Genomic DNA, 25,816 nt, shown 5'->3' with positions numbered 1-25,816 from the left:
AACATGACGTTAGACGACACCTGGTACACCGAGCAATGGGAGGGGCAGGGCTCGGCGATTTCACTCAAGACCAAGGCCAAGCTGCACGATGAGCAGTCGCCCTATCAGCGCATCGAGATCTACGAGACCGAAACCTTCGGCCGGCTCATGACCCTGGACGGGCTGGTGATGGTGACCGGCCGAGATAATTTCATCTACCACGAGATGATGTCCCACCCTGCCCTGTTCACGCATGCCGCCCCGAAGGACGTGCTTATCATCGGCGGCGGCGACTGCGGCACGCTGCATGAGGTGCTCAAACATCCTGTGCAACGCGTTACGCAAGTGGAACTGGACGAGCGGGTGACCCGTGTAGCCGAAAAATTCTTCCCCGAACTCACCGCTTCTAATAATGATCCGCGCGCCCGGTTTCACTTTGGCGACGGCATTAAGTGGATGAAAGAGGCTCAGCCGGAGAGTTGTGATGTCATTATCGTGGACGGCACCGATCCGATCGGCCCCGCAGCGGGCTTATTTTCCGAAGTCTTTTACCGGGATTGCCGGAGAGCCCTAAAACCGGGCGGGATTATTGTGGGGCAGAGCGAGTCGCCATTATTTCACGCCGATTTAATTATCGCCATGCACAGCGCCCTGCGCGCGGCGGGCTTTGCCGATGTGAGCACCTTGCACTTTCCGCAATGTACTTATCCATCAGGCTGGTGGAGCGCGACCTTGGCTGGGAAAGATACATCGGTCGCAAGCTTTCGTGAACAGGCCGCGCACAGTAAAGCCTTTACCACCCGCTATTACAATGCCGCGCTTCATAAAGCGGCGTTCGCGCTTCCGGAGTATTTACACGAGCAGCTACAAGTAAGGTAGGGTGGGCACGCCTTATGTGCCCACGTGACGGTGGGCACAGAAACGGTACCCACCCTACACTGTCTTAAACCAACACCAAATTATCCCGATGGATCAACTCCGGCTCATCCACATAGCCTAGCAGATCTTCAATCCTGTCACTCGGCTGACGCATGATTTTGCGCGCCTCGTCGGCGCTGTAATTCACCAAGCCGCGCGCGATCTCTTTGCCTTCGGTGCTCATACACGCCACCACTTCGCCGCGCACAAAGTCGCCCTCCACCGCCGTCACGCCAACCGACAACAAGCTTTTACCCGCTTCGCGCAATACCTTAACGGCGCCGGCGTCGAGGGTCAAACGTCCGCGCACCTGTAACTGAGCGGACAGCCACTGCTTGCGCGCCGCCATCGGCTCCTGAGCAGGCAGCAGCAAGGTCCCGAGCTGTTCGGCTTGCGCGATGCGCACCAGCACCTCCGGCTCTCGCCCGGATGCGATCAGGGTTGCGCACCCGGAGCGGGCGGCGCGGGCGGCGGCCTGGATCTTGGTGAGCATGCCGCCGCGGCCAAATGCCCCGGAGGCGCCGCCCGCCATGATCTCCAATTGAGGATCGCCGGCGGGCGCTTCATGAATCAATTTGGCGTCCGGATTTTGGCGCGGGTCGCTCTCGTACATACCGGCCTGGTCGGTGAGGATGACCAGCAATTCGGCCTCGACCAGATTGGCGACCAGGGCCGCCAGGTTGTCGTTGTCGCCCAGGCGGATCTCGTCGGTGGCGACCGTGTCGTTTTCGTTGATGACCGGGATGACGCCGAGCTTAATCAGGGTATGCAGCGTGCTGCGCGCATTGAGATAGCGGTTACGGTTGGAAAGATCCTCGTGCGTCAGCAGGATTTGCGCGGTGTGGATGGCGTGGGTCTGAAAGTGTGACTCGTACGCCTGCACCAGGCCCATCTGCCCGACCGCCGCGGCGGCCTGAAGGTCATGCAGAGCGACGGGGCGTTTCGTCCAGCCGAGGCGTTTCATGCCCTCGGCCACCGCGCCGGAGGAGACCAGCACCAACTCCGTACCGCGCTCGCGCAGCCGTACCATCTGCTCCACCCAGCCTCTGATAGCGACGGTGTCGAGACCGCGCCCATCGGCGGTCAGCAGTGCGCTGCCGATCTTGATGACCCAGCGGCGCGATTTTCCGAGTTGTTGTCTGTGTGACATGGAAGACAAGATACAAGAGAAAAGATACAAGATACAAGATACAAGATACAAGTGAACACGGATGCGCGCGCTTTACTCTTCCCTCTTTTCCCTTTTCCCTTTCCCCTTTTCCCTTGTATCTTGTATCTGTTTTTCCAGATACTCCATAATATCGAAAGTCAGCTTACGGCATCCCTCGCCGTTGATGGCGGACACCGCGTAGGCCGGGGCACGCCACTTGAGCCGCTTGACGATGTCGCGCATACGCGCCGCGCGTTCGCTCTCGGGCACCCTATCCATCTTGTTCAGCACCAGCCAGCGCTCGCGCGCCGCAAGCTCGGGGCTGAACTTTTTAAGCTCGGCCCCTACCTTGCGCACCGCCTCTACCGGGTCAGCGCCGTCATCGGCTGCTACATCTACCAGGTGCAGCAGCACCCGGGTGCGTGCCAGATGCTTCAGGAATTGCACACCGAGGCCCGCCCCCTCCGCTGCGCCTTCTATGATGCCGGGGATATCGGCGATCACAAAACTGCGATGATTCTCCACGCTCACTACCCCCAGGTGCGGGTGGAGGGTGGTAAAGGGATAATCGGCAACCTTCGGCCGCGCCGCAGACACCGCGCGGATGAAGGTAGATTTGCCCGCGTTGGGCATGCCGAGCAGGCCCACATCGGCCAGCAACTTTAACTCCAGGCGCAGGTTGCGCGTCTCGCCCGGCGTGCCGGGGGTGAATTGGCGCGGCGACCGGTTGGTGCTGCTCTTGAAGCGCGCGTTGCCCAATCCATGGAAGCCGCCGCGCGCGACCAGCAGGGTTTGGCCGGGCTGGGTCAAATCGCCCATCAACTCGCCGGTGTCGGTATCCATGACCAGCGTGCCGACCGGAACTTTGATCCAGACATCCTCAGCGCTCCTTCCGGTGCAATCACTGCCCATGCCTTTCTGGCCGTTCATGGCACGGAACTGCCGCTGATAACGGAAGTCCACCAGGGTATTCAGCTCCGGAGCGGCGATCAGATGCACGCTGCCGCCATCACCGCCGTCGCCGCCGTTGGGGCCGCCGTAGGGAATGAATTTCTCGCGACGAAAGCTCACGCACCCGGCCCCGCCGCTTCCTCCTTCTACCCGGATTAAGGCCTCATCAATAAACTTCATAGTCTGCTACCGTCAAGAGTGAGAAATGTAAGCCGGGGGAGGCAGCCTTAGCAAAAAAAAAGCGGCCGAAGCCGCTTAATTTTACATCATCTTTCTAATGACCTCGTCATTATTACCGCTTCTTATGGCGGCATGGCCAGCAGTATCCCCGAATTACTTCTTGGCCTTCTTGGGGGCTGCCTTTTTCCTGGCTACAGTCTTCCGCTTTGGTGCTGCCTTCTTGACAGTCTTCTTAGGGGCTGCCTTCTTCTTAGCTGCGGCCTTTTTAGGAGCTGCCTTCTTCTTTGTTGCTGCTTTCTTAATTGCCATTTTTACGGTCTCCTTCTTAGTAGTTGTCTTCGTCTTTTTTACTACCAGCTTCTTGGATGCTGCCTTCTTCTTTATGGCCATCTTTTTGGCCCCCTTCTTGGACGCTGCCTTTTTTATTGCCTTCCTTGGAGCTGCCTGCTTGGTTGCTGCTTTCTTCCGTGGTGAGACTTTTCCGCCGGTCTTTTTGGCCACAGCCTTCTTGGCGGCGGGCTGCTTTGCGGCCGCCGGTTGGGCGCCGGCTTTAGCAGCGGCGGGCTTAGGCGCGGCATGCACGGCAGGCTTCGCTGGCGCCACCGCAGGAGCCGGAGCCGCCGCAGCCGCGGGCTGTTTGCCCACTTCATCCGCCAATTTAGAAGCCGCCCGGTTAATATCGGCAATTTCGCCAACACCTTGAACGGCGCGCAGCTTGCCCTGCTTGCGATAATAGGAAAGCAACGGAGTGGTCTGCGCCTCATACACCCGCAGCCGGCTGCCTATGGTTTCTTCGTTGTCATCGGCCCGGTGCCGCAGGTTGCCGCCGCACTTGTCGCATTTGTCGTCCAGCCTGGAGGGAGAGGTATAGATATTGTAGGTCTGGCCGCAGGATTCGCAGGTGCGCCGGCCGGTGAGACGCTGCATCAGGATGTCAACGTCAACCTCGATGAGCAGCGCCATTTGCAGAGGTTGGCCCAGCCTTTCCAGCAGGCTGTCCAGCGCCTCGGCCTGCTGGATATTGCGCGGGAAACCATCGAGGATAAAGCCCTTGCGGGCATCGGGCGCCCCCAGGCGATCCTGTATCATCCCCAACACGATTTCATCGGAGACCAATTGGCCGGCATCCATGATGACCTTTGCCAGCCGCCCCAGCGGCGTGCCAGCGGCGACGGCGGCACGCAGCAAATCGCCAGTGGAGATTTGTGGAATCTTATATTTTTCGGCCAGCAACTTGGCCTGTGTACCCTTACCCGATCCGGGCGCCCCTAACAGAATTATTCTCATAAGGCCTTCCCCTTTCTTGCAGTGGTCATTTTTGATCTCAGTTCACCTTCTCCTGCGGGTAATTATGAGCTGTTATTCATAGCCTTCATCCACGGCACGCGCTAAGCTACTCTTAGATTCATATAGAAGTCAACGAACTCCGTGAAAAAATTTTCAATCTAGAGTATCCTTGGGCAAATTTATAAGCCGGATATTTAACCGTATCCGATGACATTTCGTCCAGAGTAGGGAGTTAAAAGATCAAAAAACAGCTCGCCGCACACGGAGCGTCTGCAATGCAAAGTGACTACCCGTTAGTATGCCTGCTTATGCTGCACAGGGAAGAGCGACAGCGAAGGGTTCTGCGAATGTCGCGGACGGTCGCTCCCGGCATCCTGCCTACCGCGACATTAGTACGTCCCTGTACGTCACAGGATGCGTAAGAGCGACCCCGAGCGCGAATATCCAAACATCTTTTTGTTGACCTTAAGTTGAGAACCTCTATGCCAAAGAAGAATGCCTTTTACGCTCAATCCGGCGGCGTCACCGCCGTCATCAACGCCTCCGCCTGCGGCGTGATCGAGGCCGCGCGCAAACACAAGGACAAGATCGGCAAGGTCTATGCCGGGCGCAACGGTATTATCGGCGCGCTCACCGAAGACTTGATAGACACCGGCAAGGAATCCGCCAAGGCCATCGCCGCACTGCGCCATACCCCCTCCGGCGCCTTCGGCTCGTGCCGCTTCAAACTCAAGAGTTTAGATCAAAGCCGCGACGTACACGGAAGTACTAGTGTCGCGGGAGGCAGGACGCCGGGAGCGACCGCCGAGTATGAGCGTCTCATCGAAGTCTTCAAGGCGCACAACATCGGCTATTTCTTTTATAACGGCGGCGGCGACTCCGCCGACACCTGCCTCAAGGTCTCGCAACTCTCCGAGAAACTGGGTTATCCGCTGCAAGCGGTCCATGTGCCCAAGACCGTGGACAACGACCTTCCTATCACCGACTGCTGCCCCGGCTTCGGCTCGGTCGCCAAGTACATCGCCGTCTCTACCCGCGAGGCGAGCTTCGACGTGGCCAGCATGGCCAAGACCTCGACCAAGGTATTTGTCGTCGAGGTGATGGGCCGCCACGCAGGCTGGATCGCCGCGGCGGGGGGGTTGGCCTCGAGCAAGGACTGCGAAATCCCTATCGTCATCCTATTCCCCGAGGTCCCCTTCGTTCAGACAAAATTTCTCGCCAAGGTAGACGCGCTGGTGAAAAAATTCGGCTATTGCTCGGTGGTAGTCTCCGAGGGCGTGAAGGGCGCGGACGGCAAGTTCCTGTCGGATCAGGGTCTGCGCGACGCCTTCGGCCACGCGCAACTGGGCGGAGTCGCGCCGGTGGTGGCTAACATGATTAAAGAGGGGCTGGGACTCAAGTATCATTGGGCGGTGGCGGATTATCTGCAACGCGCCGCGCGCCATATCGCCTCCAAGACCGACGTGGCGCAGGCCTATGCCGTGGGCAAGGCAGCGGTAGAATTTGCCCTCAAGGGTCACAATGCCGTGATGCCCACGGTGGAGCGCGTCTCCAGCAAACCTTATAAGTGGAAAGTAGGCATGGCGTCGCTTGCCAAGGTCGCCAACGTGGAAAAGATGATGCCCAAGGACTTCATCACGCCAGACGGCTTCGGCATCACCGACAAGTGCCGCGTCTACCTGGAGCCGCTCATCTCCGGCGAAGACTATCCGCCTTACAAAAACGGTCTGCCGCAGTATGTGCGCCTCAAGAACACGGCGGTGCCGAAGAAGCTCAAAACAGCTTTTGAAGTAAAAAAGTAGGGCCGAATTCATTCGGCCAACTTTCGTAACTTAACCAGGGAGAAAACGTAATGTCAGCAGCTCTCATCATCAGTCTTGCCTGCGCCTTCGCCGCGATCGTCTACGGCGCAGTGTCCATGCGCTGGATACTTGCCAAGTCCGACGGCAACGAGGCCATGCGTAAAATCGCCGCCGCAATCCAGGAAGGCGCCATGGCCTACCTGAATCGCCAGTACAGCACCATCGCCCTGGCCGGCGTGGCGCTGTTCCTGGTCATCGGCTTTGTGCCCGCCCTGGGCTGGAAGACCGCCATCGGCTTTGCCCTCGGCGCGGTTCTGTCCGGCGCGGCAGGCTACATCGGCATGATCATCTCGGTACGCGCCAACGTGCGCACCGCCGAGGCCGCGCGCAGCGGCATTAACGCCGCCCTGCAGGTCGCATTCCGCGGTGGCGCCATCACCGGCATGCTGGTGGTGGGTTTAGGGCTGCTCGGCGTGGCGGGCTACTATGCGCTCGCCCCGCTGTTCGGTGCGACCCAGGAAGAGACGCTGCACGGCCTGGTCGGCTTCGCCTTCGGCGGCTCGCTGATCTCCATCTTCGCACGTCTCGGCGGCGGCATCTTCACCAAGGGCGCGGACGTGGGCGCGGACCTGGTGGGCAAGGTAGAGGCCGGCATCCCGGAAGACGATGCGCGTAACCCGGCGGTGATCGCCGACAATGTGGGCGACAACGTGGGCGACTGCGCCGGTATGGCCGCCGACCTGTTCGAGACCTACGCGGTAACCATCATCGCCACCATGCTGCTCGGCAGCCTGGTGCTCGCCACCGCGGGCGCGAACGCCGTGCTCTATCCCTTGATGCTGGGCGCGGTGTCCATCATCGCCTCCATCATCGGCACCTTCTTCGTCACCGCGCGCGAGGGCGGCAAGATCATGAACGCACTGTATCGCGGCCTGATTGTGGCCGGGGGACTCTCCGCCATTGCGTTTTATTTCGTCACCCAGTGGCTGATGGCGGATAATGGCAGCTACACCGTGATTAATCTCTACGGCGCCGCCCTCATTGGCCTCATGGTTACCGCCGCGCTGGTGGTCATCACCGAGTACTACACCGCGACCGAGTACTCGCCGGTGCGCTACATCGCCGAGGCCTCCACCACCGGGCACGCCACCAACATCATTTCCGGTCTGGCCATCTCCATGAAGTCCACCGCCCTGCCGGTGATCGTGATCTGCTTAGGTATTTTAGGCGCCTACCAGCTCGCCGAGCTGTATGGCATTGCCGTTGCGGTGACCTCCATGCTGTCCATGGCGGGCATCATCGTGGCGCTCGACGCCTACGGCCCGATCACCGATAACGCGGGCGGCATCGCGCAGATGGCGGGCTTGCCCAAAGAGGTGCGCGACGTCACCGATCCGCTGGACGCGGTGGGCAACACCACCAAGGCGGTCACCAAGGGATACGCCATCGGCTCGGCCGGTCTTGCGGCGCTGGTGCTGTTCGCCGACTACACCCACGCCCTCAAGTCTCACCTGGGCGGCGAGCAGACGTTTGACCTCTCCAATCATATGGTCATTATCGGTCTCTTGATCGGCGGCATGGTGCCCTATCTGTTCGGCGCGCTCGCCATGCAGGCCGTGGGCCGCGCGGCCGCGTCGGTAGTGGTCGAGGTGCGGCGTCAGTTCAAGGAAATCCCCGGCATCATGGCGGGCACCGCCAAGCCCGATTACTCGCGCGCGGTGGATCTGCTCACCAAGGCGGCTATTAAAGAAATGATTGTGCCGTCATTGCTACCGGTCTTGGTTCCGGTCGCCGTAGGTCTGATACTGGGCCCGCAGGCGTTGGGCGGCGTGCTGCTCGGCACCATCGTCACCGGCCTGTTCGTGGCCATCTCCATGACCACCGGCGGCGGCGCCTGGGATAACGCCAAGAAATACATCGAGGAAGGCCACTTCGGCGGCAAAGGCTCGGAGGCCCATAAAGCCGCCGTCACCGGCGACACCGTAGGCGACCCCTACAAGGATACAGCCGGTCCCGCGGTCAACCCGATGATCAAGATCATCAACATCGTGGCCTTGTTAATCGTCCCTCTCTTATAAGAGACTTTCATCAATTCCCCCCTCTCCCGCGAAAGCGGGGAGAGCGAAGCGAGGGGGGCGTAGCCGATGGGGAGAGGGTTCCTTCAATCTCCTGCCATAACGGAGACGGACTTATGCCTAGCGGTTGGCTGCGCGAACTTCGTTATGTCATAGGGCTCGCCCTCGCCGCCCTGATCCTGGGACTGATCGCCGGTCATCTCATCCTGGCCGGGTCGCTAACCCTGCTCGCCTACCTCGCCTCGCACCTGGTTAATATTTATCGCCTGCTGCACTGGCTCAAAAATGAAGAAAAGTTTTCCCCCCTGTTCTCCGTGGGAGTATGGGAGGATATTTCCACCGAGATATACCGTCTGGAGGCGCGCACCCGCAAGCAAAAGCGCAAGCTGGCAAGCGCCGTGGACCGTTTCGAGGAGGCGGCCGCCGCCTTGCCGGACGGGATCGTGGTGTTGGGGCCTCACGGTGAGATCGAATGGTTCAATGCCGCGACCGGCTATTTGCTGGGCCTGCGCTCCCCTCAAGATCTGGGGCAGCGTATCGTCAACCTGCTGCGCCACCCCGATTTTATCGGCCTGCTCAACTCGGCTGACCCCTCCAAAACAGCGGAGCTGCCCTCCTCCGTCAACAGCGAGATCGTAGTGACTATCCAGATCGTCCCCTACGGCAAAAAGCGTCAGTTGCTGGTGGCGCGCGACAGCACGCACGTGCACCGTCTGGAACAGGTACGGCGCGATTTTGTGGCCAATGTCTCGCATGAATTACGCACGCCGCTGACGGTGTTGAACGGTTATCTGGAAACCCTGACGGAGGCCTACGATGAGTGTCCCCCTCATTTGCTGCGTTCCCTGGAACTGATGCAGCATCAGGCCGAGCGCATGCAACACATCGTCACCGACCTGCTGATGCTGTCGCGGCTGGAGATGAATCATAGAATCCACAATGAACAGATCATCGCCGTCCCCGACTTGCTGGAGACCATCGTCCGGGATGCGCGCGAGCTCAGCAAGGAGCGCGGTCACTCCATCACGCTCGATGCAGACCCAACACTTAAAGCCTACGGCAACGAGGAAGAATTGCGGAGCGCCTTCTCAAATCTGGTATTTAATGCCGTGCAATATACGCCCGCTCACGGTGAGATCGCGGTTCGCTGGCTCCGTGATGCGCAGGGGGGGCACATGGTGGTGCGAGACAATGGAGTGGGTATCGCCGCGCACCATATCCCGCGTCTTACCGAGAGATTTTACAGGGTGGATGCGGGGCGTTCACGCGAGAGCGGCGGCACCGGGCTTGGGTTGGCCATCGTCAAGCACGTACTGAACCGTCACGCCGCGCAACTCCGCATCGAAAGCGAACCCGGCAAGGGCAGCACGTTCAGTTGTGATTTTCCCCATTCGGCGATTACAGGCCCTGCTGAAGTTCCGGAAAACTGAAAGTCAATTTATTACCGCGGAGGACGCAGAGGAATAAGATCAAAATAGTTTGTTTCTCCTCTGCGTCCTCCGCGGTAAATTTTAGTGGCTAGCTAGTGGCTGGCTTTAATTGGCTTAACCAGCAACTTATCGGTATAGGCCAGGATTAGCGCCGAGATCACAAAGGTAATATGGATAATCACCTGCCACTTTATGGTCGCCTCAGCCATATCGGCGGCATTGATGAACGTCTTGAGCAGGTGAATGGAGGAGATACCGACCAGAGCCATCGCCAGCTTCACCTTGAGCGTCCCCGCGCTCACATGGGAAAGCCACTCAGGGTTGTCGGGATGATCGTGCAGATCCAGCCGCGAGACAAAGGTCTCGTAGCCGCCGATGACCACCATAACCATAAGATTGGCGATCATCACCACATCAATCAGCCCCAGCACTATGAGCATGATCTCGGCTTCGGTTAAGCTGGTGGTCTTCGCAACCAGGTGGCCCACCTCCACTGCAAAGTGGTAGACATAGACGCCCTGGGCGATAATCAAGCCAACATAGAGCGGCGCCTGCAGCCAGCGGCTCCAAAAGATAAACTTCTCAAGCAGGTTAATGGTCTTGCTCATGCATCGCCCCTTGGCCATAATCGAGCGCCAATAATACCAAAATAGACTGACTATTTTATCATTTGCATTTACCGTCCCGCCCCTATCCCCTAGAATAGGCCGACTTTATCCAACTCGGGTCTACTCATGATTTTTGGCTACCTGATTCTGATGTTGCTGGTGATATTGGTCGCGGCAGAGATATTCTGCAATGCCCTGGAGCACCTCGGTGAACGCCTGAAAATCTCGGAGGGCGTGGTGGGCTCGTTGTTCGCCGCCGTCGGCACCGCGCTGCCGGAAACCATGGTGCCGATCCTCGCCATCTTCGCGGGCACGGAGAACATGGAACTCAATCACGAGATCGGCGTCGGCGCCATCCTCGGCGCGCCGCTCATGCTGTCCACGCTGACCCTGTTTCTGCTGCTCGTCGCCACGGTGAAAAAACGCGGGCTGAATGGCCATTTCGCACCGGAAAGGACCGGGCTCACACGCGACCTCAATTTCTTTCTGCTCGCCTTTTCGCTCGCCGCCGTCGCGCTGTTCGTTCCGCATGAGTTCAACAGCGTGCGCGTCGCCATCGGCTTTGGCCTGGTGCTGACCTATTTTGTCTATATCCTGCTCACCCTGCGCGCCTCGGCCCAGCTGGTACAAGATGGTCACGCCACCGAGGCGCACGGCGCGATGCTGTTGTGCCGTGTGGGATTGCCGGCAAATTATCCGGTTATCCTGGCGCAACTCGGCATGGGCCTTGCGTTACTGGTGCTGGGCGCCAAGGGTTTCATCCACGGGATTGAAGAGGCCGCGCCGCTGATCGGTATCTCGGCCTTGCTGCTGTCGCTGCTGATTATCCCCATTGCCACCGAACTGCCGGAGAAGGTCAACAGCATCCTGTGGATACGCAAGCGCAAGGACACGCTCGCCTTCGGCAACGTCACCGGCGCGATGGTGTTTCAGGGCACATTGCTGCCCGCCATCGGCATCATGCTCACCCCCTGGGGGCCGCGCCTGGACGTGGTACTCGGCGTGATGGTGACTTTAGCGGCGGCGCTGTGGATACGCCTCATGCTGCAACGCGGTCAGTTGCGCGTCTGGCATGTGAGCGTGAACGGGATACTGTACGCAGGCTACATCGCGGTGGTGCTAAACTTCACCTAATGAAACTCTGAATAATTCCATCATGGCGCTACGCAGTCCTGCTACGCTTAGGGAAGCTCTGAAAAATATATCGCCAACCGCCAAGGCGCCAAGGTCACCAAGAAAAAAGGCTTGAATTGTAGGGAAAAAATCATGGCGCCCTTGGCGTCTTGGCGGTTCAGCATGAATAAATCAGGGATTCCTTAGGTGTTCAGGACTTGCCATCCATGGCAAACCCGCTTGCAGCTTCGCTGCTCTCCCATGGAGTTTTCAGCGCCTGGCTTTCCCTTATAGGTCTAATAGCGGGCTGTTTTCCAACAGTCTGCTAGGCCCTCATAGTCTTCAGCTTGTTGATCACCTTGACGACTACGAAAATGGCCAGCGCGATGATGAGGAAATCCACCAAGGAGCTAATAAAGCTCCCGTATTTAAGCAGCGGCGCACCGGCCTGTTCCGCGGCCTCCAGGCTCGGATAGTCTTGCGAGCTTAGATTGAGATACAAGTGAGAAAAGTTGACGCCGCCCAGCAGCATCCCGACAGGCGGCATGATGATATCCTTGACCAGTGACTCGACCACTTTACCAAAGGCCACACCAATCACGATACCGACGGCCATGTCTACCATAGTTCCCTTGACGGCGAATTCCTTGAACTCGGAAATAAAACTCATAAGCCATCTCTCCTCATAGTTATTGTAAGTAGACCTCAAATACCCGAGACAGTCGCCGGCGCCAAGGCCACATCGCTTGTCCTTTTAACTACCCTGGAGCAGGGACGAGCGCAATCGGCTTAAATCACGCTGCTGGATTTATATCGAAGAAATAACTTTAATTTAGATATGTAACTAATTGATAACAATAAGTTATAAGACACGCTCTGGCAACCGCCCTGTCAACGACACCATTCCTCAACCGCCTTTCTGGCCTCAACGGTCGCCTTTTCACGTTCCTCTTCACTGAAGATAATTTCCTGGCCACCTTCGGCGGGCTTATAAATATATCGCGCCCTCTCATAAAGTTTTAACTTGTCTTGAGCTTCTATGCAGCGCTGTTTGCGCTCTTCGGACTTCTGTTTGGCCTTGCGGTTGTCCTCTTCCTTAAGCTTTCGCTCTTCCTCCATCGTCTGGAGCAATTTATCGCGCTTGGCGTTGCGCTCGCTGAGGCTGTTATCCGTGGCGGGGGGTGATTTAGGGACGGCGATCTTACTGGCGTTGCTGTTACCGGGGCGGTCACCGTAATGCACCTTGCCCTGCTCATCCACCCATTTATAGACGCCCGCCGCCTGCGCCGCCGCGGAATACGGAACCGCCGGGCTGAGGAAAAATATGAGGAGAACACCAATCCCAAAGCGCCGCATGAGCACCCCCTTTGTGCAAGTGGTGACCCATACTACTGAAGCTGCTCGCCGAGGGCAAGCGGAGATATTTAGAACTTATCCATAAATAATTTACCGCAGAGGGCGCAGAGAAATCAAGAAGGATTTGTTTCTCCTCCGCGTCCTCCGCGGTGAAGCTTTTTCACCGCAAGGGACGCAGGGGAACTATTTATGGATATGCTCTTAAGAGGGGGAAAAACCCCACGCAAAGACGCCCAGCGTCTTTGCGCGAGTTTTAGCAAAGCTTAGGAAGAAACTCGCACGACCTGCTCCACCGCCTTCATGCTGAGGCGGATGCGGCCCTGCTTGTCAATTTCCAGTACCTTGACCTTGACCATTTCGCCTTCCTTGAGCTTGTCGCCGACGTTCTCGACGCGCTCCTCGGAGATCTGCGAGATGTGCACCAGGCCGTCTCGGCCGGGGAGGATGGTGACGAAGGCGCCGAAGTCCATGAGCTTGGCGACGCGACCCACGTAGATCTTGTCCACCTCGACATCGGCGGTGATCTGTTCGATGCGGCGGCGGGCCTCCAGGCTCGCGGCGTTGTCCACCGAGGCGATCTTGACCGTACCGTCATCGGATATATCTATGGTGGCGCCCGTCTCCTCGGTAAGGGCGCGGATGGTGATGCCGCCCTTGCCGATCACATCGCGGATCTTGTCGGGATGGATCTTGAAGGTGACGATGCGCGGCGCGTAGTCGGACATCTCCTTGCGCGGCTCGGTGAGCACTTTATTCATCTCGCCGAGGATGTGCAAGCGCCCTTCCTTGGCCTGCGCCAGGGCGGCGGCCATGATCTCCTCGGTAATGCCGTCAATCTTGATGTCCATTTGCAGCGCGGTGACGCCTTGTGCGGAACCGGCCACCTTGAAATCCATGTCACCGAGATGATCCTCGTCACCCAAGATGTCGGACAACACCGCAAAGCGGCTGCCCTCTTTGATGAGGCCCATCGCAATGCCCGCCACCGGGGCCTTGATCGGCACACCGGCGTCCATCAGCGCGAGGCTGGAGCCGCACACGCTCGCCATCGAGCTGGAGCCGTTGGACTCGGTGATCTCGGAGACCACGCGGATCACATAGGGAAACTGGTCCATATTGGGCATCACTGCGATCAGGCCGCGCTTGGCCAGGCGGCCGTGACCGATCTCGCGGCGCTTGGGGCTGCCGACCATGCCGGTTTCGCCGACACAGGAAGGCGGGAAGTTGTAATGGAGCATGAAGGGTTCCTTGCGTTCGCCCTCTATCGCGTCTATCAACTGCGCGTCGCGTCCGGTGCCCAGGGTCGCAACCACCAGCGCCTGAGTCTCGCCACGGGTAAACAAGGCGGAGCCGTGGGTGCGCGGCAATACGCCGGCGCGGATGCGGATGGGGCGTATGGAGCGCGTGTCGCGGCCGTCTATGCGCGGCTTGCCCTCGATGATCTGTTCGCGCACCACCTTGCTTTCCAGCTTTTCAATGGCGTGACCGACCGCCTCCTCGTTCCAGTCGGCGGCAGCATCGCCGGCGAGCTTGGCGGCAAGCTCGGTGCGGATCTGGGCCAGCCGGTTTTGACGCGCCTGCTTCTCGCGGACCTGATACGCCTCGGCAATCAGCGCATGGCCGGCGGCTTCTATGGCTTGATGCAGACTATCGTCCTTGGCCGCAGGCTTCCAATCCCATGACTTTACTCCGGCCTGCGCGGCCAATTCGCGGATGGCGTTGATCGCCGTCTGCATCTGCTGGTGGCCGAACATCACGGCGCCGAGCATGACCTCTTCAGGCAATTGCTTGGCCTCGGACTCGACCATCAATACGGCGTTCTGGGTGCCGGCGACGACCAGGTCGAGGTCCGACTTTGCCAATTGGCTGAAGGTAGGATTGAGCACGTATTCACCGTCGCGGTAACCGACCCGCGCCGCGCCGATCGGCCCCATGAAGGGCATGCCGGAAATCGCCAGGGCGGCGGAGGCGCCGAGCATGGCGGGGACATCGGGATCAATTTCCTTATCCAGCGAGACGACGGTGGCGATGATCTGAACTTCGTTGGTGAAACCCTTGGGGAACAGCGGGCGGATGGGGCGATCTATCAGACGCGAGGTCAGCGTCTCTTTCTCGCTGGGCCGGCCTTCGCGCTTGAAGAAGCCGCCGGGGATCTTGCCCGCCGCGTAGGTGCGTTCCTGATAATTGACCGTGAGCGGGAAAAAATCGCGGCCCGCTTCCGCTTCCCTGATACCTACGGCGGTGACCATAACCACGGTGTCGCCCATGCTGATCATGACCGACCCGGAGGCCTGCCGGGCAATTTCGCCTGTTTCGATGGTGACAGTATGGTCACCGTACTGAAAACTCTTTTTAATGGGGTTCACTGCGTGTTCCTTACGTGCTGAATTCGGATAAAACGGAGGGAGAACATGTCTGGGACGGAGTTATTTGCGCAACCCGAGTCGAGTGATGAGTTCACGGTATTTTTCGATGTTCTTCTTCTTTAAATAATCCAGAAGCTTGCGGCGTTGGCTGACCATGCGCAACAGGCCCTGCCGGGAATGGTGATCGTGGGCGTGCACCTTGAAATGGCCGGATAGATGGTCAATCTGCGCGGACAACAGTGCAACTTGAACCTCGGGTGAACCGGTATCTCTCGGCGCACGCTGGTATTCCTTCGCTACAAGCCCTTTTTGTTCGCTGTTCAGTGGCATAGTTAACTCCTGACTCTCATCATCTCGAATTTAATAGCATATTATAAAAAAAACGGCCCTGAATTGAAAGACAAATAACGGCCGCATCTCAAGTAAGCGGCTAAACCGCAAGAGTGATGAGCCGCTTGGGCGCCACCCTGCCGTCCGCAAGCACCTGGCCTATACCTAAAAAGCCCTGCCGCGAATAGAGTTTGACCCAGCCATCCAGCGGCGCCTCGGCGACGCGCACCGCCTGGCCTTGGCCCAGATAGTAGGCCGCATCGTCTGTAAGGCTAACCTCCGGCCAGTGTTGCAACACACACTGCATGGGCAACAACGCCTGCTCCAGCACATCGGCGCCTTCTGCGGCCATACACTGCAAATCCTTCAGGCTGTGCATTTGACCTTCGCTGAAGCCGCCGACGGACAGTCTGCGCAAGGCGGCGACATGGGCCCCGCAGCCCAGCACCGCGCCTATATCCTCGGCCAGGGTGCGGATGTACGTGCCCTTGGAGCAGGACACCTCCAGTTCGATCTCGTCGTTCTCGTAGCGCAGCAGTTTCAGGCTGTGGATCACCACCTCACGGGGTGTGCGTTCCACACTCAGGCCGCGCCGGGCGAGACGATAAAGGGGTTGTCCGGCCTGTTTGAGGGCGGAATACATCGGCGGGATCTGCGACAGCGGCCCCGTAAACCGTGACAGCACCTCTTCCACCTTCTCCCTCGTGAAGCCGGCAACCGGTTTTACGGCGATGACCTCGCCCTCGGCGTCACCGGTGGTTGTGGCGACGCCCAACCGGCACACCGTGCGATAGCGTTTATCCGTGTCCAGCAAAAAACCGGCGAACTTGGTGGCCTCGCCCAGGCAGATCGGCAACATGCCGCTGGCCAGCGGGTCGAGGCTGCCCGTGTGTCCGGCCTTGCGCGCCTGATAGAGACGCTTGACGGTCTGCAAGGCGGCGTTTGAGCTGAGTCCCACCGGCTTATCCAGCAGGACGATGCCGTGGATGTCTTTGTATACCTTACTCATCGCTGGTTTTATGTGTACGGTCTTCACTGACCGCGGTATCAATCAGGGTAGAGAGCCGGGAACCGTATTTCAAGGTGGGGTCGTAGACAAAACGCAACCGGGGCGTGACCCGCATCTTGGTGCGCTTCGCGAGTTCATGGCGCAGGTAACCCGCCGCCTTGTTCAGCACATCGAGACTGGCCTGCGCGTCATGCTGCTCGTCCAGCACCGAGATGAACACCTTGGCATGGGCCAGGTCGCGCGATACCTCCACCGCGGAGACAGTGACCATCCCCAGCCGCGGATCGGCGATCTGCTGCTGGATCAGTTGCGCCAACTCGCGCTGTATCTGATCGCCCATGCGTTGGGTGCGGTTGAATTCTTTCATAGAGGCAGATACAAGAGGAAAGATACAAGATACAAGTAGAACCCCTCTCTTTGGCGTTATGATTTGGTTTTTCTTGTATCTTGTATCTTGTATCTTTCCCCTATAATTTACGAACCACCTGCACGCGCTCGTACACTTCGATCTGATCGCCGACCTTCACATCGTTGTAGTTTTTCACACCTATACCGCACTCCGTCCCGGCGCGCACTTCGCTGACATCGTCCTTGAAGCGGCGCAGCGACTCGAGTTCGCCTTCATACACCACCACGTTGTCGCGCAGCACCCGGATCGGGTTGTTGCGGCGCACCGCGCCTTCCACCACGATGCAGCCGGCGATCGCACCGAGCTTGGATGATTTGAACACGTCGCGCACGGCAGCCAGGCCGATGATCTGTTCCTTGAACTCGGGGGCGAGCATGCCGGTCATGGCGGCGCGCACCTCGTCAATGACGTTGTAAATGACGCTGTAGTAGCGCAGGTCCACGCCTTCCTCGGCGACCAGGCGGCGCGCGGTGGCGTCCGCGCGGGTGTTAAACCCGATCACGATGGCGCCGGAGGCCACTGCAAGGTGGATGTCCGACTCGTTGATTCCTCCCACGCCGCTGGCGATGATGCGCACCTTGACCTCATCGGTAGAGAGCTTCTGCAACGCCTCGCTGAGCGCCTCGACCGAGCCCTGCACGTCGGCCTTGATGAGGAGGTTGAGGGTGCTGATCTTACCTTCCTCCATGCGCGAGAAGACATCCTCGAGCGTGGCCGACTGCTGGCGTGCGAGTTTTACGTCGCGGAACTTGCCCTGGCGGAACAGGGCGATCTCGCGGGCCTTGCGCTCGTCGGCGACCACCACCACTTCGTCGCCGGCGTTGGGCGTGCCGGCCAGTCCCAGCACCATCACCGGCATGGAGGGCGTGGCTTCGGTAAGCGATTTGCCGGTTTCGTCAAGCAATGCGCGCACCCGGCCGTATTCCGAACCCGCCAACAAGATGTCGCCCTTGCGCAAGGTGCCGTTCTGAACCAGCACGGTCGCGACCGGCCCACGGCCTTTGTCGAGGCTGGACTCGATCACCACGCCGGAGGCGAGGCAGTCTTTGACGGCGGCCAGTTCCAACACCTCGGCCTGCACCAGAATGGAATCGAGTAAGGCATCCACGCCCGCGCCGGTCTTGGCCGAGACGCTGGCGAAGATCGTATCGCCGCCCCAATCATCGGGCACGACCTCCTGTTTGACCAATTCTTGCTTGACGCGATCCGGATCGGCCTCGGGCTTGTCTATCTTGTTGACCGCGACTACGATCGGGACGTTGGCGGCCTTGGCGTGTTGAATGGCCTCGATGGTCTGCGGCATCACGCCGTCATCGGCAGCCACCACCAGCACCACAATGTCGGTGATCTTGGCGCCGCGCGCGCGCATGGCGGTGAACGCGGCGTGGCCCGGCGTATCGAGGAAGGTGATCATGCCTTTCGGCGTCTCCACGTGGTAGGCGCCGATGTGCTGGGTGATACCGCCCGCCTCGCCGGTCGCCACCTTGGTGCGGCGGATATAGTCCAGCAGCGAGGTCTTACCGTGATCCACGTGTCCCATGATGGTGACCACCGGGGCGCGGGAAATTCTCTCTCCGCTGATCTCTCCTGTCAGGCCCAGATCCATCTCCAGGGCGTTTTCCTTCAGCAGTTTGGGGGTATGTCCCATTTCTTCGACCACGACCGCGGCGGTGTCCTGATCCAGCACCTGGTTGATGGTCACCATGCTGCCCATCTTCATCATGACCTTGATGACCTCGGCCGCCTTGACCGACATCCGCTGCGCCAACTCCGCCACGGTGATAGTCTCGGGGATGCCTACCTCGCGCACGATGGGCGCAGTGGGTCTCTCAAAGCCGTGACGGGTCGGCGACGCGACGGCGGCGCCCCGGAACTTGGTTTTCTTTTTGCGGCGGCTCGCCATGTCGGTCGCGACGTGTAATTCCTCGCGGCCGTATTTGGTATCCCGCTCGCCCTTGTCGGCGCGCCATTTGGGTTTCTTCTCGGCCTCGGGGGCGGGCTTGGCGGATTCCTTTGCCGCAGCGGCGCCGGGAGACTCTTTCTTAGGCCTCTCTTGCTGTTCCGCCTTGAGCTTGGCCTCCTGCTCGGCCTTGAGCCGCGTCTCCTCCTCGATCCGGGCAGCCTCGGCCCGTAATTTTTCCTCTTGTTCCTGTTTGAGCTTGACGCCCTCTTGCTCGACGGCTTCGCGCTCCACGCTCAGTTGCTCGGCGCGTTCCTGTTCCTCGGCCAGCACGACGCTGCGCTTGACATAGGTGCGCTTCTTGCGCACCTCCACGTTCACCAATTTAGCCGTCTTGCCTTGCGCACCGGTCTGCTTCAAGGCGCTGACCGTCTTGCGCTTGAGGGTGATCTTGCGCGGCTCGGTCGCGCCCAGGGTGTCGCCCTCGCCATGACTGCGGCGCAGATAACTCAGCAACTTGAGCTTCTCGTTGTCATTGATCGTCTCGTCGGCGCTCTTGACGGTCAGGCCCGCTTCACCCAGTTGGGTGAGCAGGTGCTCAACCGGGATGCCGACGACATCGGCGAATTGTTTTACAGTGACATCAGGCATTCAATTAACTCTAGGCGGCTTTAGTGTTTCTGTTCGTTGGCAAACCACGGCGCACGCGCCGTCATGATGAGTTTACCGGCGCGCTCGCTGTCGAGGCCGGCGATCTCCGCCAGATCATCCACCGACTGTTCGGCCAGATCTTCCATCGTTATGATACCGTGGCTCGCCAGTGTGTGCGCAAGCGGCTCGTCCATCCCTTCCATTTCGAGGAGGTCGGCCGCCAGCTCGGGCGTGCCCGTCCTTTCCTCCGTGGCGATCGCGCGGGTGATCAGCACATCCTTGGCGCGATTGCGCAGCTCCTCGACCAGTTGCTCGTCGAATTCCTCGACGGCCAGCATTTCCTGCACCGGGACGTAGGCCACCTCCTCGATGCTGGAAAAACCTTCCTGCACCAGGATCGCGGCGACGTCCTCGTCCACATCGAGTTGAGCGCGGAACATGGCCTGCAAAGACTCCGCCTCGGCCTCGCTCTTTTCATCGGCCTGGGATTCGGTCATGACGTTCAGTTCCCAGCCGGTAAGCTGGCTCGCCAGCCGTACATTCTGGCCGCCGCGGCCGATGGCTTGCGACAGTTGGTCTTCGGCCACCGCCACGTCCATGCTGTGAGCCTCTTCGTCCACCACGATGGATTTGACCTCGGCGGGGGACATGGCGTTAATCACGTACTGGGCCGGGTTTTCATCCCACAGAATGATGTCCACGCGCTCGCCCGCAAGTTCGCTCGATACCGCCTGCACCCGTGAGCCGCGCATGCCGACGCATGCCCCGACCGGGTCTATGCGCGGTTCCTTCGATCTCACCCCGATCTTGGCGCGCAGGCCCGGATCGCGCGCCGCGCCCATGATCTCGATCAGGCCCTCGCCCACCTCCGGCACTTCCAGCTTGAACAGTTCGATCAGCAGTTCCGGCGCCGTGCGGCTCACAAACAACTGCGGTCCACGCGCCTCGGAACGCACCTCGCGCAGATAGCCGCGTATCCGGTCGCCCGGCCGCGCCGGCTCACGCGGGATCATGTCGTCCTTGCCGATAAGGGCCTCTGCATTGCTGCCGAGATCGAGTATGACGCTGCCGCGCTCCACCCGCTTGACCACGCCGGTGACGAGCTGACCCCGACGCTCCTTGTACGCCTCGACCACCTGGGCGCGCTCCGCGTCGCGCACCTTCTGCACGATGACCTGGCGCGCGGTTTGCGCCGCGATGCGCCCGAAGCTCACCGACTCCATCGGTTCTTCGATGAACATGCCGAGCGCTATGCCCGGGTGAACGTCTTCCGCATCCATGAGTTTGATCTGGGTGCTGGGGTTAAACTCCTCCGCGTCATTGGGCACGACCAGCCACTGACGGAAGGTCTGGTATTCACCCGTCTCGCGATTGATGCTCACCCGGACCTCAATCTCCTCGCCCAGATGACGCTTCTTGGTGGCCGTCGCCAGCGCAGCCTCGATGGCCTCGAAAATAATAGCCTTCGCCACGCCCTTCTCGTTGGAGACGGCGTCAACCACCAGTAATATCTCTTTATTCATACATCACCTTATAAAGACAGATACAAGGGGAAAGGTACAAGATACAAGATACAAGTAAAGCAAAAGCTGAATTACTGCTCCATCAGCTTGATTCACTTGTATCTTTTCTCTTGTATCTTTTCCCTAGTTTTAAATTCAGGCGCCACATGCGCCTTGGCAATAGCGGCGTGGGGCAATACACGTTCCACGCCATTTTCAACAATCACCACATCCGTACCGCGCATACCTTGCAACACGCCTGTAAAGTTACGCTGGCCGGCGATCGGCGTTTGCAGCCGGATCTTTACCGTACTGCCCGCGTACTTCACAAAATGCTCGGGACTGAACAGCGGCCGGTCCAGCCCCGGCGAGGACACCTCCAGGTCGTAATGACCATGAATCGGGTCCTCCACATCCAGCACCCCGCTCACCTGGTGGCTGACCTTTTCGCAATCCTCCAGGCCGATGCCGTGCGGGCTGTCTATATATATCCGCAGCAGCGAGTGCCGGCCCTGCGGCATATACTCCACGCCCACCAGCTCAAAGCCTAAAGCCCGCACCGCGGGCTCTATCAACTGCTCGAGTTGTAAATCCCTCTTAGGCACCGTCCACCAACCCTAGAAACAAAAAGTGGGCACGAGGCCCACTTCCTTAACTACGTTATTCTTTGGTAGCGGGGGCAGGATTTGAACCTGCGACCTTCGGGTTATGAGCCCGACGAGCTGCCAGACTGCTCCACCCCGCAATAGACTGACAAGTATAGTAACTTACAGCCTGTTTTTCAAGCCCAACAGGCGCTTAAAGCGGGGTTTCGCGTAAAAACCTGTGAGCGGCGCACCGAGTTCGCTACACTGCCCGCATGACACAGACACTCCCATCCCCTCCCCAGAATACCCCCGTGATGCAGCAGTATCTGCGCATCAAGGCCGAGCACCCGGAGCAGTTGTTATTCTACCGGATGGGGGATTTTTACGAGTTGTTCTTCGACGACGCACGCAAGGCGGCGGCGCTGTTGGACATCACCCTCACTGCGCGCGGCCAGTCGGGCGATCAGCCTATCCCGATGGCGGGGGTGCCGGTGCATGCGGTCGAACCCTATCTCGCCAGACTGGTCAGGCAGGGCGTCTCGGTTGCGATCTGTGAACAAATAGGCGACCCCGCCAAGGCCAAGGGGCCGGTGGAGCGCAAGGTGGTGCGCATCGTCACCCCCGGCACGATCAGCGACGAGGCCTTGCTGGAGGAGCGCCGTGACAATTTATTAGTGGCCGTGAACGAGGAGCCCTCTGGCGGAGGCGAACCGCTGTTCGGCATCGCCGCGCTGGACATCAGCAGCGGGCGCTTCAGCCTGCTGGAGACATCCGGCGCCGAGGCGCTGGCCGGTGAGCTTGCGCGGCTCAATCCCGCCGAGCTGCTCATCGGCGATGCGCTGGCGCGTTATCCCTTTGTGAAAGAGCGGCGCGGTGTGCACCCTCTCGCGCCATGGCAGTTTGATACCGACAGCGCGCTGCGCGGGTTGTGCGCGCAGTTCGGCACCCGCGACCTCAAGGGCTTCGGCGGCGAGGATTTGCCGGTGGCGGTAGGCGCGGCGGGCTGTCTCTTGAACTATGCCCGCGACACGCAACGCAGCCCTCTGCCCCACATCCGCGCCCTCAGTGTCGAACGGCGTGAGGAGGGTCTGATACTGGATGCCGCGAGCCGCCGCAATCTGGAACTCGAAACCAACCTTGCCGGTGCACAGGAGCACACCCTAGCCGGTGTAGTGGACCGTACCGCGACCGCGATGGGCGGCCGCTTGCTGCGGCGCTGGATACAGCGCCCGTTGCGTGATCGCACGATACTAAGTCAACGCCTGGATGCCATTGGCATTCTAATTGAGCGGCGTCTCGCGCTAACGCTGCACGATCAGCTTCGCAGAATCGGTGACATGGAGCGCATCCTGGCGCGGGTGGCGCTGCGCAGCGCGCGGCCGCGTGATCTCGTGCAACTGCGCGCCGGTTTGGCGGCGTTGCCTGATGTACTGAGCGCATTACACATACACAATGCGGCGGCGCTGGCGCAAGACATCACGCCGTATCCGGAGATACATGATCTCCTGGCGCGCGCCCTTATCGAGACGCCGCCGATGCTGATCCGCGACGGCGGCGTCATCGCGCAAGGTTACGACGCCGGACTCGACGAGCTACGCACCCTGCGCGAAAACGCGGGGCAGTATTTGCTCGATCTGGAGCAGCGCGAACGCGCGCGTAGCGGCATCGGCGCCCTCAAGGTGAGTTACAACCGCGTGCACGGTTATTACATCGAGGTGACGCGCGCCCAATCCGAGCATGTACCCGCCGACTACCAGCGCCGCCAGACCCTGAAGGGCGCGGAGCGTTACATCACGCCGGAACTGAAGCAGTTTGAAGATAAAGTGCTGAGCGCGAACGAACGGGCGCTGGCGCGCGAAAAGGGGCTCTACGAAGAACTGCTGGATAAACTCAACGCCGAGCTGGCCGGATTGCAAACCACTGCAGCGGCGTTGGCGGAACTGGATGTGCTGGCCAATCTTGCCGAGCGCGCCGAAACTCTGAATTGGAGCGCCCCCACTATCACGGACACGCCGGGCCTGTGCATCGAAGGCGGCCGCCACCCGGTGGTCGAGCAGGCCCTGGACGTCCCCTTCACGCCCAATGATTTGCTACTCGATGACGCGCGCCGCATGCTCATCATCACCGGCCCGAACATGGGCGGCAAATCCACCTACATGCGCCAGACCGCGCTCATCGTGCTGCTTGCCCACATCGGCAGTTACGTGCCCGCGCGGCGCGCCGTGATCGGCCCGGTGGACCGCATCTTCACACGCATCGGCGCCGCGGATGATCTCGCCGGCGGGCGGTCCACTTTTATGGTGGAGATGACCGAGACCGCGAGCATCCTGCACAATGCGACTGCGCACAGCCTGGTGTTGATGGATGAGATCGGGCGCGGCACCAGCACCTTCGACGGTCTCGCGCTCGCCTGGGCCTGCGCGGCGCATATCGCCCGCGAGGCGCGCGCCTACACCTTGTTTGCCACGCATTACTTCGAGTTGACCAGCCTGCCCGAGGAGATCGAAGGCGTGGCCAACGTGCACCTCGACGCCGTCGAGCACGGCGAGGGCATCGTGTTTTTGCACGCCGTCAAGGAAGGCCCCGCCAATCAGAGTTACGGACTGCAAGTCGCCGCGCTGGCCGGCGTGCCGCGCGTCGTGATCACCCAAGCCAAACAGCGGCTGAGACAGCTCGAATCCCAGCATCTTCCTCATAGTATCGGCGTGCAGCGCGATCTCTTTCCTCCCGCGCCTATCCATCCGCTGCTGGAAGCGGCCGCCGCACTGCGGCCGGATGAGATGAGCCCCAAGGAAGCCCTGGAAACTCTTTACCGGCTTAAGGGTCTCTTAAACGTGAGGAGTGAGGAGTGAGGAGTGAGGAGTGAGGAGTGAGGGGTGAGGGGTGAGGGGTGAGGAGTGAGGGGTGAGGAGTGAGGGGTGAGGAAAATCAGCTTTACGCCTCACGCCTCACGCCTCACGCCTTACCTTGGGTTAAACCCCTAGCCCCAACACCACACTCATGTCACAATGTATTATTTACACTGCGAGCCACCTCTCCCCGCCAAACGATGAAAATCTTTTTCGACCTGTTTCCGCTGCTGCTGTTCTTTATCGCCTTTAAGTACTACGTCATCTACGTGGCGACGGCGGTGGCGATTGCGGCCTCCTTTCTGCAAGTCGGTCTGTTTTGGCTTAAACACCGGCGTTTCGAGCGCATGCATCTCATTACCCTCGCCGTCATTGCCGTCTTCGGCGGTCTCACCCTGATATTGCATGACGAGACCTTCATCAAATGGAAGCCCACCATTCTCTATTGGGTGCTCGCGGCGGTGGTCCTCGCCAGCCACTTTGTGGGGCGCGAGACCGTGATTCAGAAGTTGTTGGGCGCACAGATGACGTTGCCGCAGCGCCTCTGGCACCGCTACAATCTGAGCTGGGGTATCCTTTTTGTCATACTCGGCGCGCTTAACCTGTATGTGGCCTTTTACTATGCGCTTGACCAGGACGCGGAGACGCGCCGCAACATCTGGGTCAACTTCAAGGTGTTCGGCCTGATGGCGATCACCTTCGTGTTTGTCATCATCCAGGCCTTTTATCTTTCGCGGCATATCAAGCCCGACGACACGTCCGAAGGCGAGCGTTGATGTTCTACGCCATTTTGGGGGAAGACGTCCCAAACAGTCTGGAAAGGCGCATGGCGGCGCGATCCGGCCATCTGCAACGCCTCACCCGGTTGCGTGATGAAGGGCGGCTGTTGTTGGCCGGGCCTCACCCGGCGATAGACAGCGAAGACCCCGGCCCTGCCGGTTTCAGCGGCAGCCTGGTGGTGGCGGAGTTTGCATCGCTGCGGGACGCACAGGACTGGGCCAACGCGGACCCCTATCTCAGTTCGGGGGTATATCAGCGCGTCACGGTCAAACCCTTCAAGAAGGTGCTGCCATGATGGCGGCGGGGCGCGCCGATATGATCCGCGAGCGCCTGGCCGTACTTGCCCCGGAGCAGTTGGAAATCCTCGACGAAAGCCACAAACACGCCGGTCACGCGGGCGCGCGGAGCGGCGGCGGGCACTTCAAGCTCGTCATTGTGTCCAACGTTTTTAACGGCAAGGGGCTGCTCCAGCGCCACCGGATGGTATATGATGCGTTGGGTTCAGCGATGCAGACCGATATACACGCCCTGACCATCAAGGCCCTCACCCCTGAAGAATTATCAACCTAGCCCCTACATTACCC

22 protein-coding genes and 1 tRNA gene are annotated in these 25,816 nt (G+C 59.8%); 9 read left to right on the top strand and 14 right to left on the bottom strand.

All coding sequences use genetic code 11. The features are described 5' to 3' along the window. The first annotated feature begins 3 nt into the window (after positions 1-3). Positions 4-858: a polyamine aminopropyltransferase gene (gene speE, locus HY028_05905; protein ID MBI3344372.1), complete on the top strand. Its 855-nt coding sequence runs from the start codon at positions 4-6 to the stop codon at positions 856-858. 64 nt (positions 859-922) lie between these two features. Here the strand turns inward: speE and HY028_05900 are convergent, their stop codons facing one another. The 3 genes from HY028_05900 to HY028_05890 form a co-directional block, all read right to left on the bottom strand. Further along, the gene (locus HY028_05900) at positions 923-2,047 is read right to left on the bottom strand and encodes a glutamate 5-kinase (protein ID MBI3344371.1); all 1,125 of its coding nucleotides are present in this window, start codon (positions 2,045-2,047) and stop codon (positions 923-925) included. A gap of 72 nt (positions 2,048-2,119) precedes the next feature. Further along, positions 2,120-3,178 carry a GTPase ObgE gene (gene obgE / locus HY028_05895; GenBank protein ID MBI3344370.1) on the bottom strand — a complete coding sequence of 353 codons (1,059 nt, stop codon included), beginning with the start codon at positions 3,176-3,178 and terminating at the stop codon, positions 2,120-2,122. Positions 3,179-3,331: 153 nt separating this feature from the next. Then, entirely contained in the window at positions 3,332-4,465 is a 1,134-nt protein-coding gene (locus HY028_05890; GenBank protein MBI3344369.1) for an adenylate kinase, read from the bottom strand. Positions 4,466-4,947: 482 nt separating this feature from the next. Between HY028_05890 and HY028_05885 the strand changes: the two genes are divergently transcribed. The 3 genes from HY028_05885 (at position 4,948) to phoR (ending at position 9,772) form a co-directional block, all read left to right on the top strand. Further along, positions 4,948-6,267 carry a 6-phosphofructokinase gene (locus HY028_05885; protein MBI3344368.1) on the top strand — a complete coding sequence of 440 codons (1,320 nt, stop codon included), beginning with the start codon at positions 4,948-4,950 and terminating at the stop codon, positions 6,265-6,267. A 50-nt stretch (positions 6,268-6,317) separates the two neighbouring features. After that, complete coding sequence (locus HY028_05880; protein ID MBI3344367.1) at positions 6,318-8,345, top strand: sodium-translocating pyrophosphatase; 2,028 nt, start codon at positions 6,318-6,320, stop codon at positions 8,343-8,345. 113 nt (positions 8,346-8,458) lie between these two features. Beyond that, on the top strand, positions 8,459-9,772 hold the full coding sequence (gene phoR, locus HY028_05875; protein MBI3344366.1) for a phosphate regulon sensor histidine kinase PhoR: 1,314 nt from the start codon (positions 8,459-8,461) through the stop codon (positions 9,770-9,772). A 92-nt stretch (positions 9,773-9,864) separates the two neighbouring features. Here the strand turns inward: phoR and HY028_05870 are convergent, their stop codons facing one another. Next, positions 9,865-10,380, bottom strand: a complete 516-nt coding sequence (locus HY028_05870; protein MBI3344365.1) for a TIGR00645 family protein — start codon at positions 10,378-10,380, stop codon at positions 9,865-9,867. 126 nt (positions 10,381-10,506) lie between these two features. On the opposite strand from HY028_05870, the gene HY028_05865 reads away from it, so the two are divergent. Next, positions 10,507-11,514, top strand: coding sequence for a sodium:calcium antiporter (locus HY028_05865; protein ID MBI3344364.1), 1,008 nt, complete (start codon positions 10,507-10,509; stop codon positions 11,512-11,514). A gap of 304 nt (positions 11,515-11,818) precedes the next feature. On the opposite strand, the gene mscL is transcribed toward HY028_05865, so the two are convergent. The 10 genes from mscL to HY028_05815 form a co-directional block, all read right to left on the bottom strand. Further along, the gene (mscL, locus tag HY028_05860) at positions 11,819-12,163 is read right to left on the bottom strand and encodes a large-conductance mechanosensitive channel protein MscL (protein ID MBI3344363.1); all 345 of its coding nucleotides are present in this window, start codon (positions 12,161-12,163) and stop codon (positions 11,819-11,821) included. A 221-nt stretch (positions 12,164-12,384) separates the two neighbouring features. After that, the gene (locus HY028_05855; protein ID MBI3344362.1) at positions 12,385-12,849 is read right to left on the bottom strand and encodes a DUF4124 domain-containing protein; all 465 of its coding nucleotides are present in this window, start codon (positions 12,847-12,849) and stop codon (positions 12,385-12,387) included. A gap of 263 nt (positions 12,850-13,112) precedes the next feature. Further along, positions 13,113-15,215, bottom strand: coding sequence for a polyribonucleotide nucleotidyltransferase (gene pnp / locus HY028_05850; protein ID MBI3344361.1), 2,103 nt, complete (start codon positions 15,213-15,215; stop codon positions 13,113-13,115). 60 nt (positions 15,216-15,275) lie between these two features. After that, entirely contained in the window at positions 15,276-15,545 is a 270-nt protein-coding gene (rpsO, locus tag HY028_05845; GenBank protein ID MBI3344360.1) for a 30S ribosomal protein S15, read from the bottom strand. A gap of 100 nt (positions 15,546-15,645) precedes the next feature. Next, entirely contained in the window at positions 15,646-16,554 is a 909-nt protein-coding gene (gene truB / locus HY028_05840) for a tRNA pseudouridine(55) synthase TruB (protein MBI3344359.1), read from the bottom strand. After that, the gene (gene rbfA / locus HY028_05835; GenBank protein MBI3344358.1) at positions 16,547-16,921 is read right to left on the bottom strand and encodes a 30S ribosome-binding factor RbfA; all 375 of its coding nucleotides are present in this window, start codon (positions 16,919-16,921) and stop codon (positions 16,547-16,549) included. The genes truB and rbfA overlap by 8 nt, the downstream gene beginning before the upstream one ends. Before the next feature lie 100 nt (positions 16,922-17,021). Continuing rightward, a complete protein-coding gene (gene infB / locus HY028_05830; GenBank protein MBI3344357.1) occupies positions 17,022-19,514 on the bottom strand; it encodes a translation initiation factor IF-2 in 2,493 nt (830 codons plus the stop codon). A gap of 20 nt (positions 19,515-19,534) precedes the next feature. Continuing rightward, positions 19,535-21,037: a transcription termination/antitermination protein NusA gene (nusA, locus tag HY028_05825; protein MBI3344356.1), complete on the bottom strand. Its 1,503-nt coding sequence runs from the start codon at positions 21,035-21,037 to the stop codon at positions 19,535-19,537. 92 nt (positions 21,038-21,129) lie between these two features. After that, positions 21,130-21,621, bottom strand: coding sequence for a ribosome maturation factor RimP (rimP, locus tag HY028_05820; GenBank protein ID MBI3344355.1), 492 nt, complete (start codon positions 21,619-21,621; stop codon positions 21,130-21,132). A gap of 63 nt (positions 21,622-21,684) precedes the next feature. Beyond that, positions 21,685-21,761 (bottom strand) — tRNA-Met (locus HY028_05815). 114 nt (positions 21,762-21,875) lie between these two features. Here HY028_05815 and mutS point away from each other — a divergent pair. The 4 genes from mutS (at position 21,876) to HY028_05795 (ending at position 25,802) form a co-directional block, all read left to right on the top strand. After that, positions 21,876-24,455 (top strand): DNA mismatch repair protein MutS, encoded by a 2,580-nt coding sequence (gene mutS / locus HY028_05810; protein MBI3344354.1) that lies wholly within the window; start codon positions 21,876-21,878, stop codon positions 24,453-24,455. Positions 24,456-24,652: 197 nt separating this feature from the next. Next, positions 24,653-25,228: a septation protein A gene (locus HY028_05805; GenBank protein ID MBI3344353.1), complete on the top strand. Its 576-nt coding sequence runs from the start codon at positions 24,653-24,655 to the stop codon at positions 25,226-25,228. Then, positions 25,228-25,527: a YciI family protein gene (locus HY028_05800; GenBank protein MBI3344352.1), complete on the top strand. Its 300-nt coding sequence runs from the start codon at positions 25,228-25,230 to the stop codon at positions 25,525-25,527. Before HY028_05805 ends, HY028_05800 begins: the two co-directional genes overlap by 1 nt. Further along, entirely contained in the window at positions 25,527-25,802 is a 276-nt protein-coding gene (locus HY028_05795; protein MBI3344351.1) for a BolA family transcriptional regulator, read from the top strand. The genes HY028_05800 and HY028_05795 overlap by 1 nt, the downstream gene beginning before the upstream one ends. Positions 25,803-25,816: the final 14 nt, after the last annotated feature.

Source organism: Gammaproteobacteria bacterium (genome assembly GCA_016195665.1).
Lineage (GTDB): Bacteria > Pseudomonadota > Gammaproteobacteria > SURF-13 > SURF-13 > JACPZD01.
This window is presented reverse-complemented; position numbering and strand designations above follow the sequence as displayed.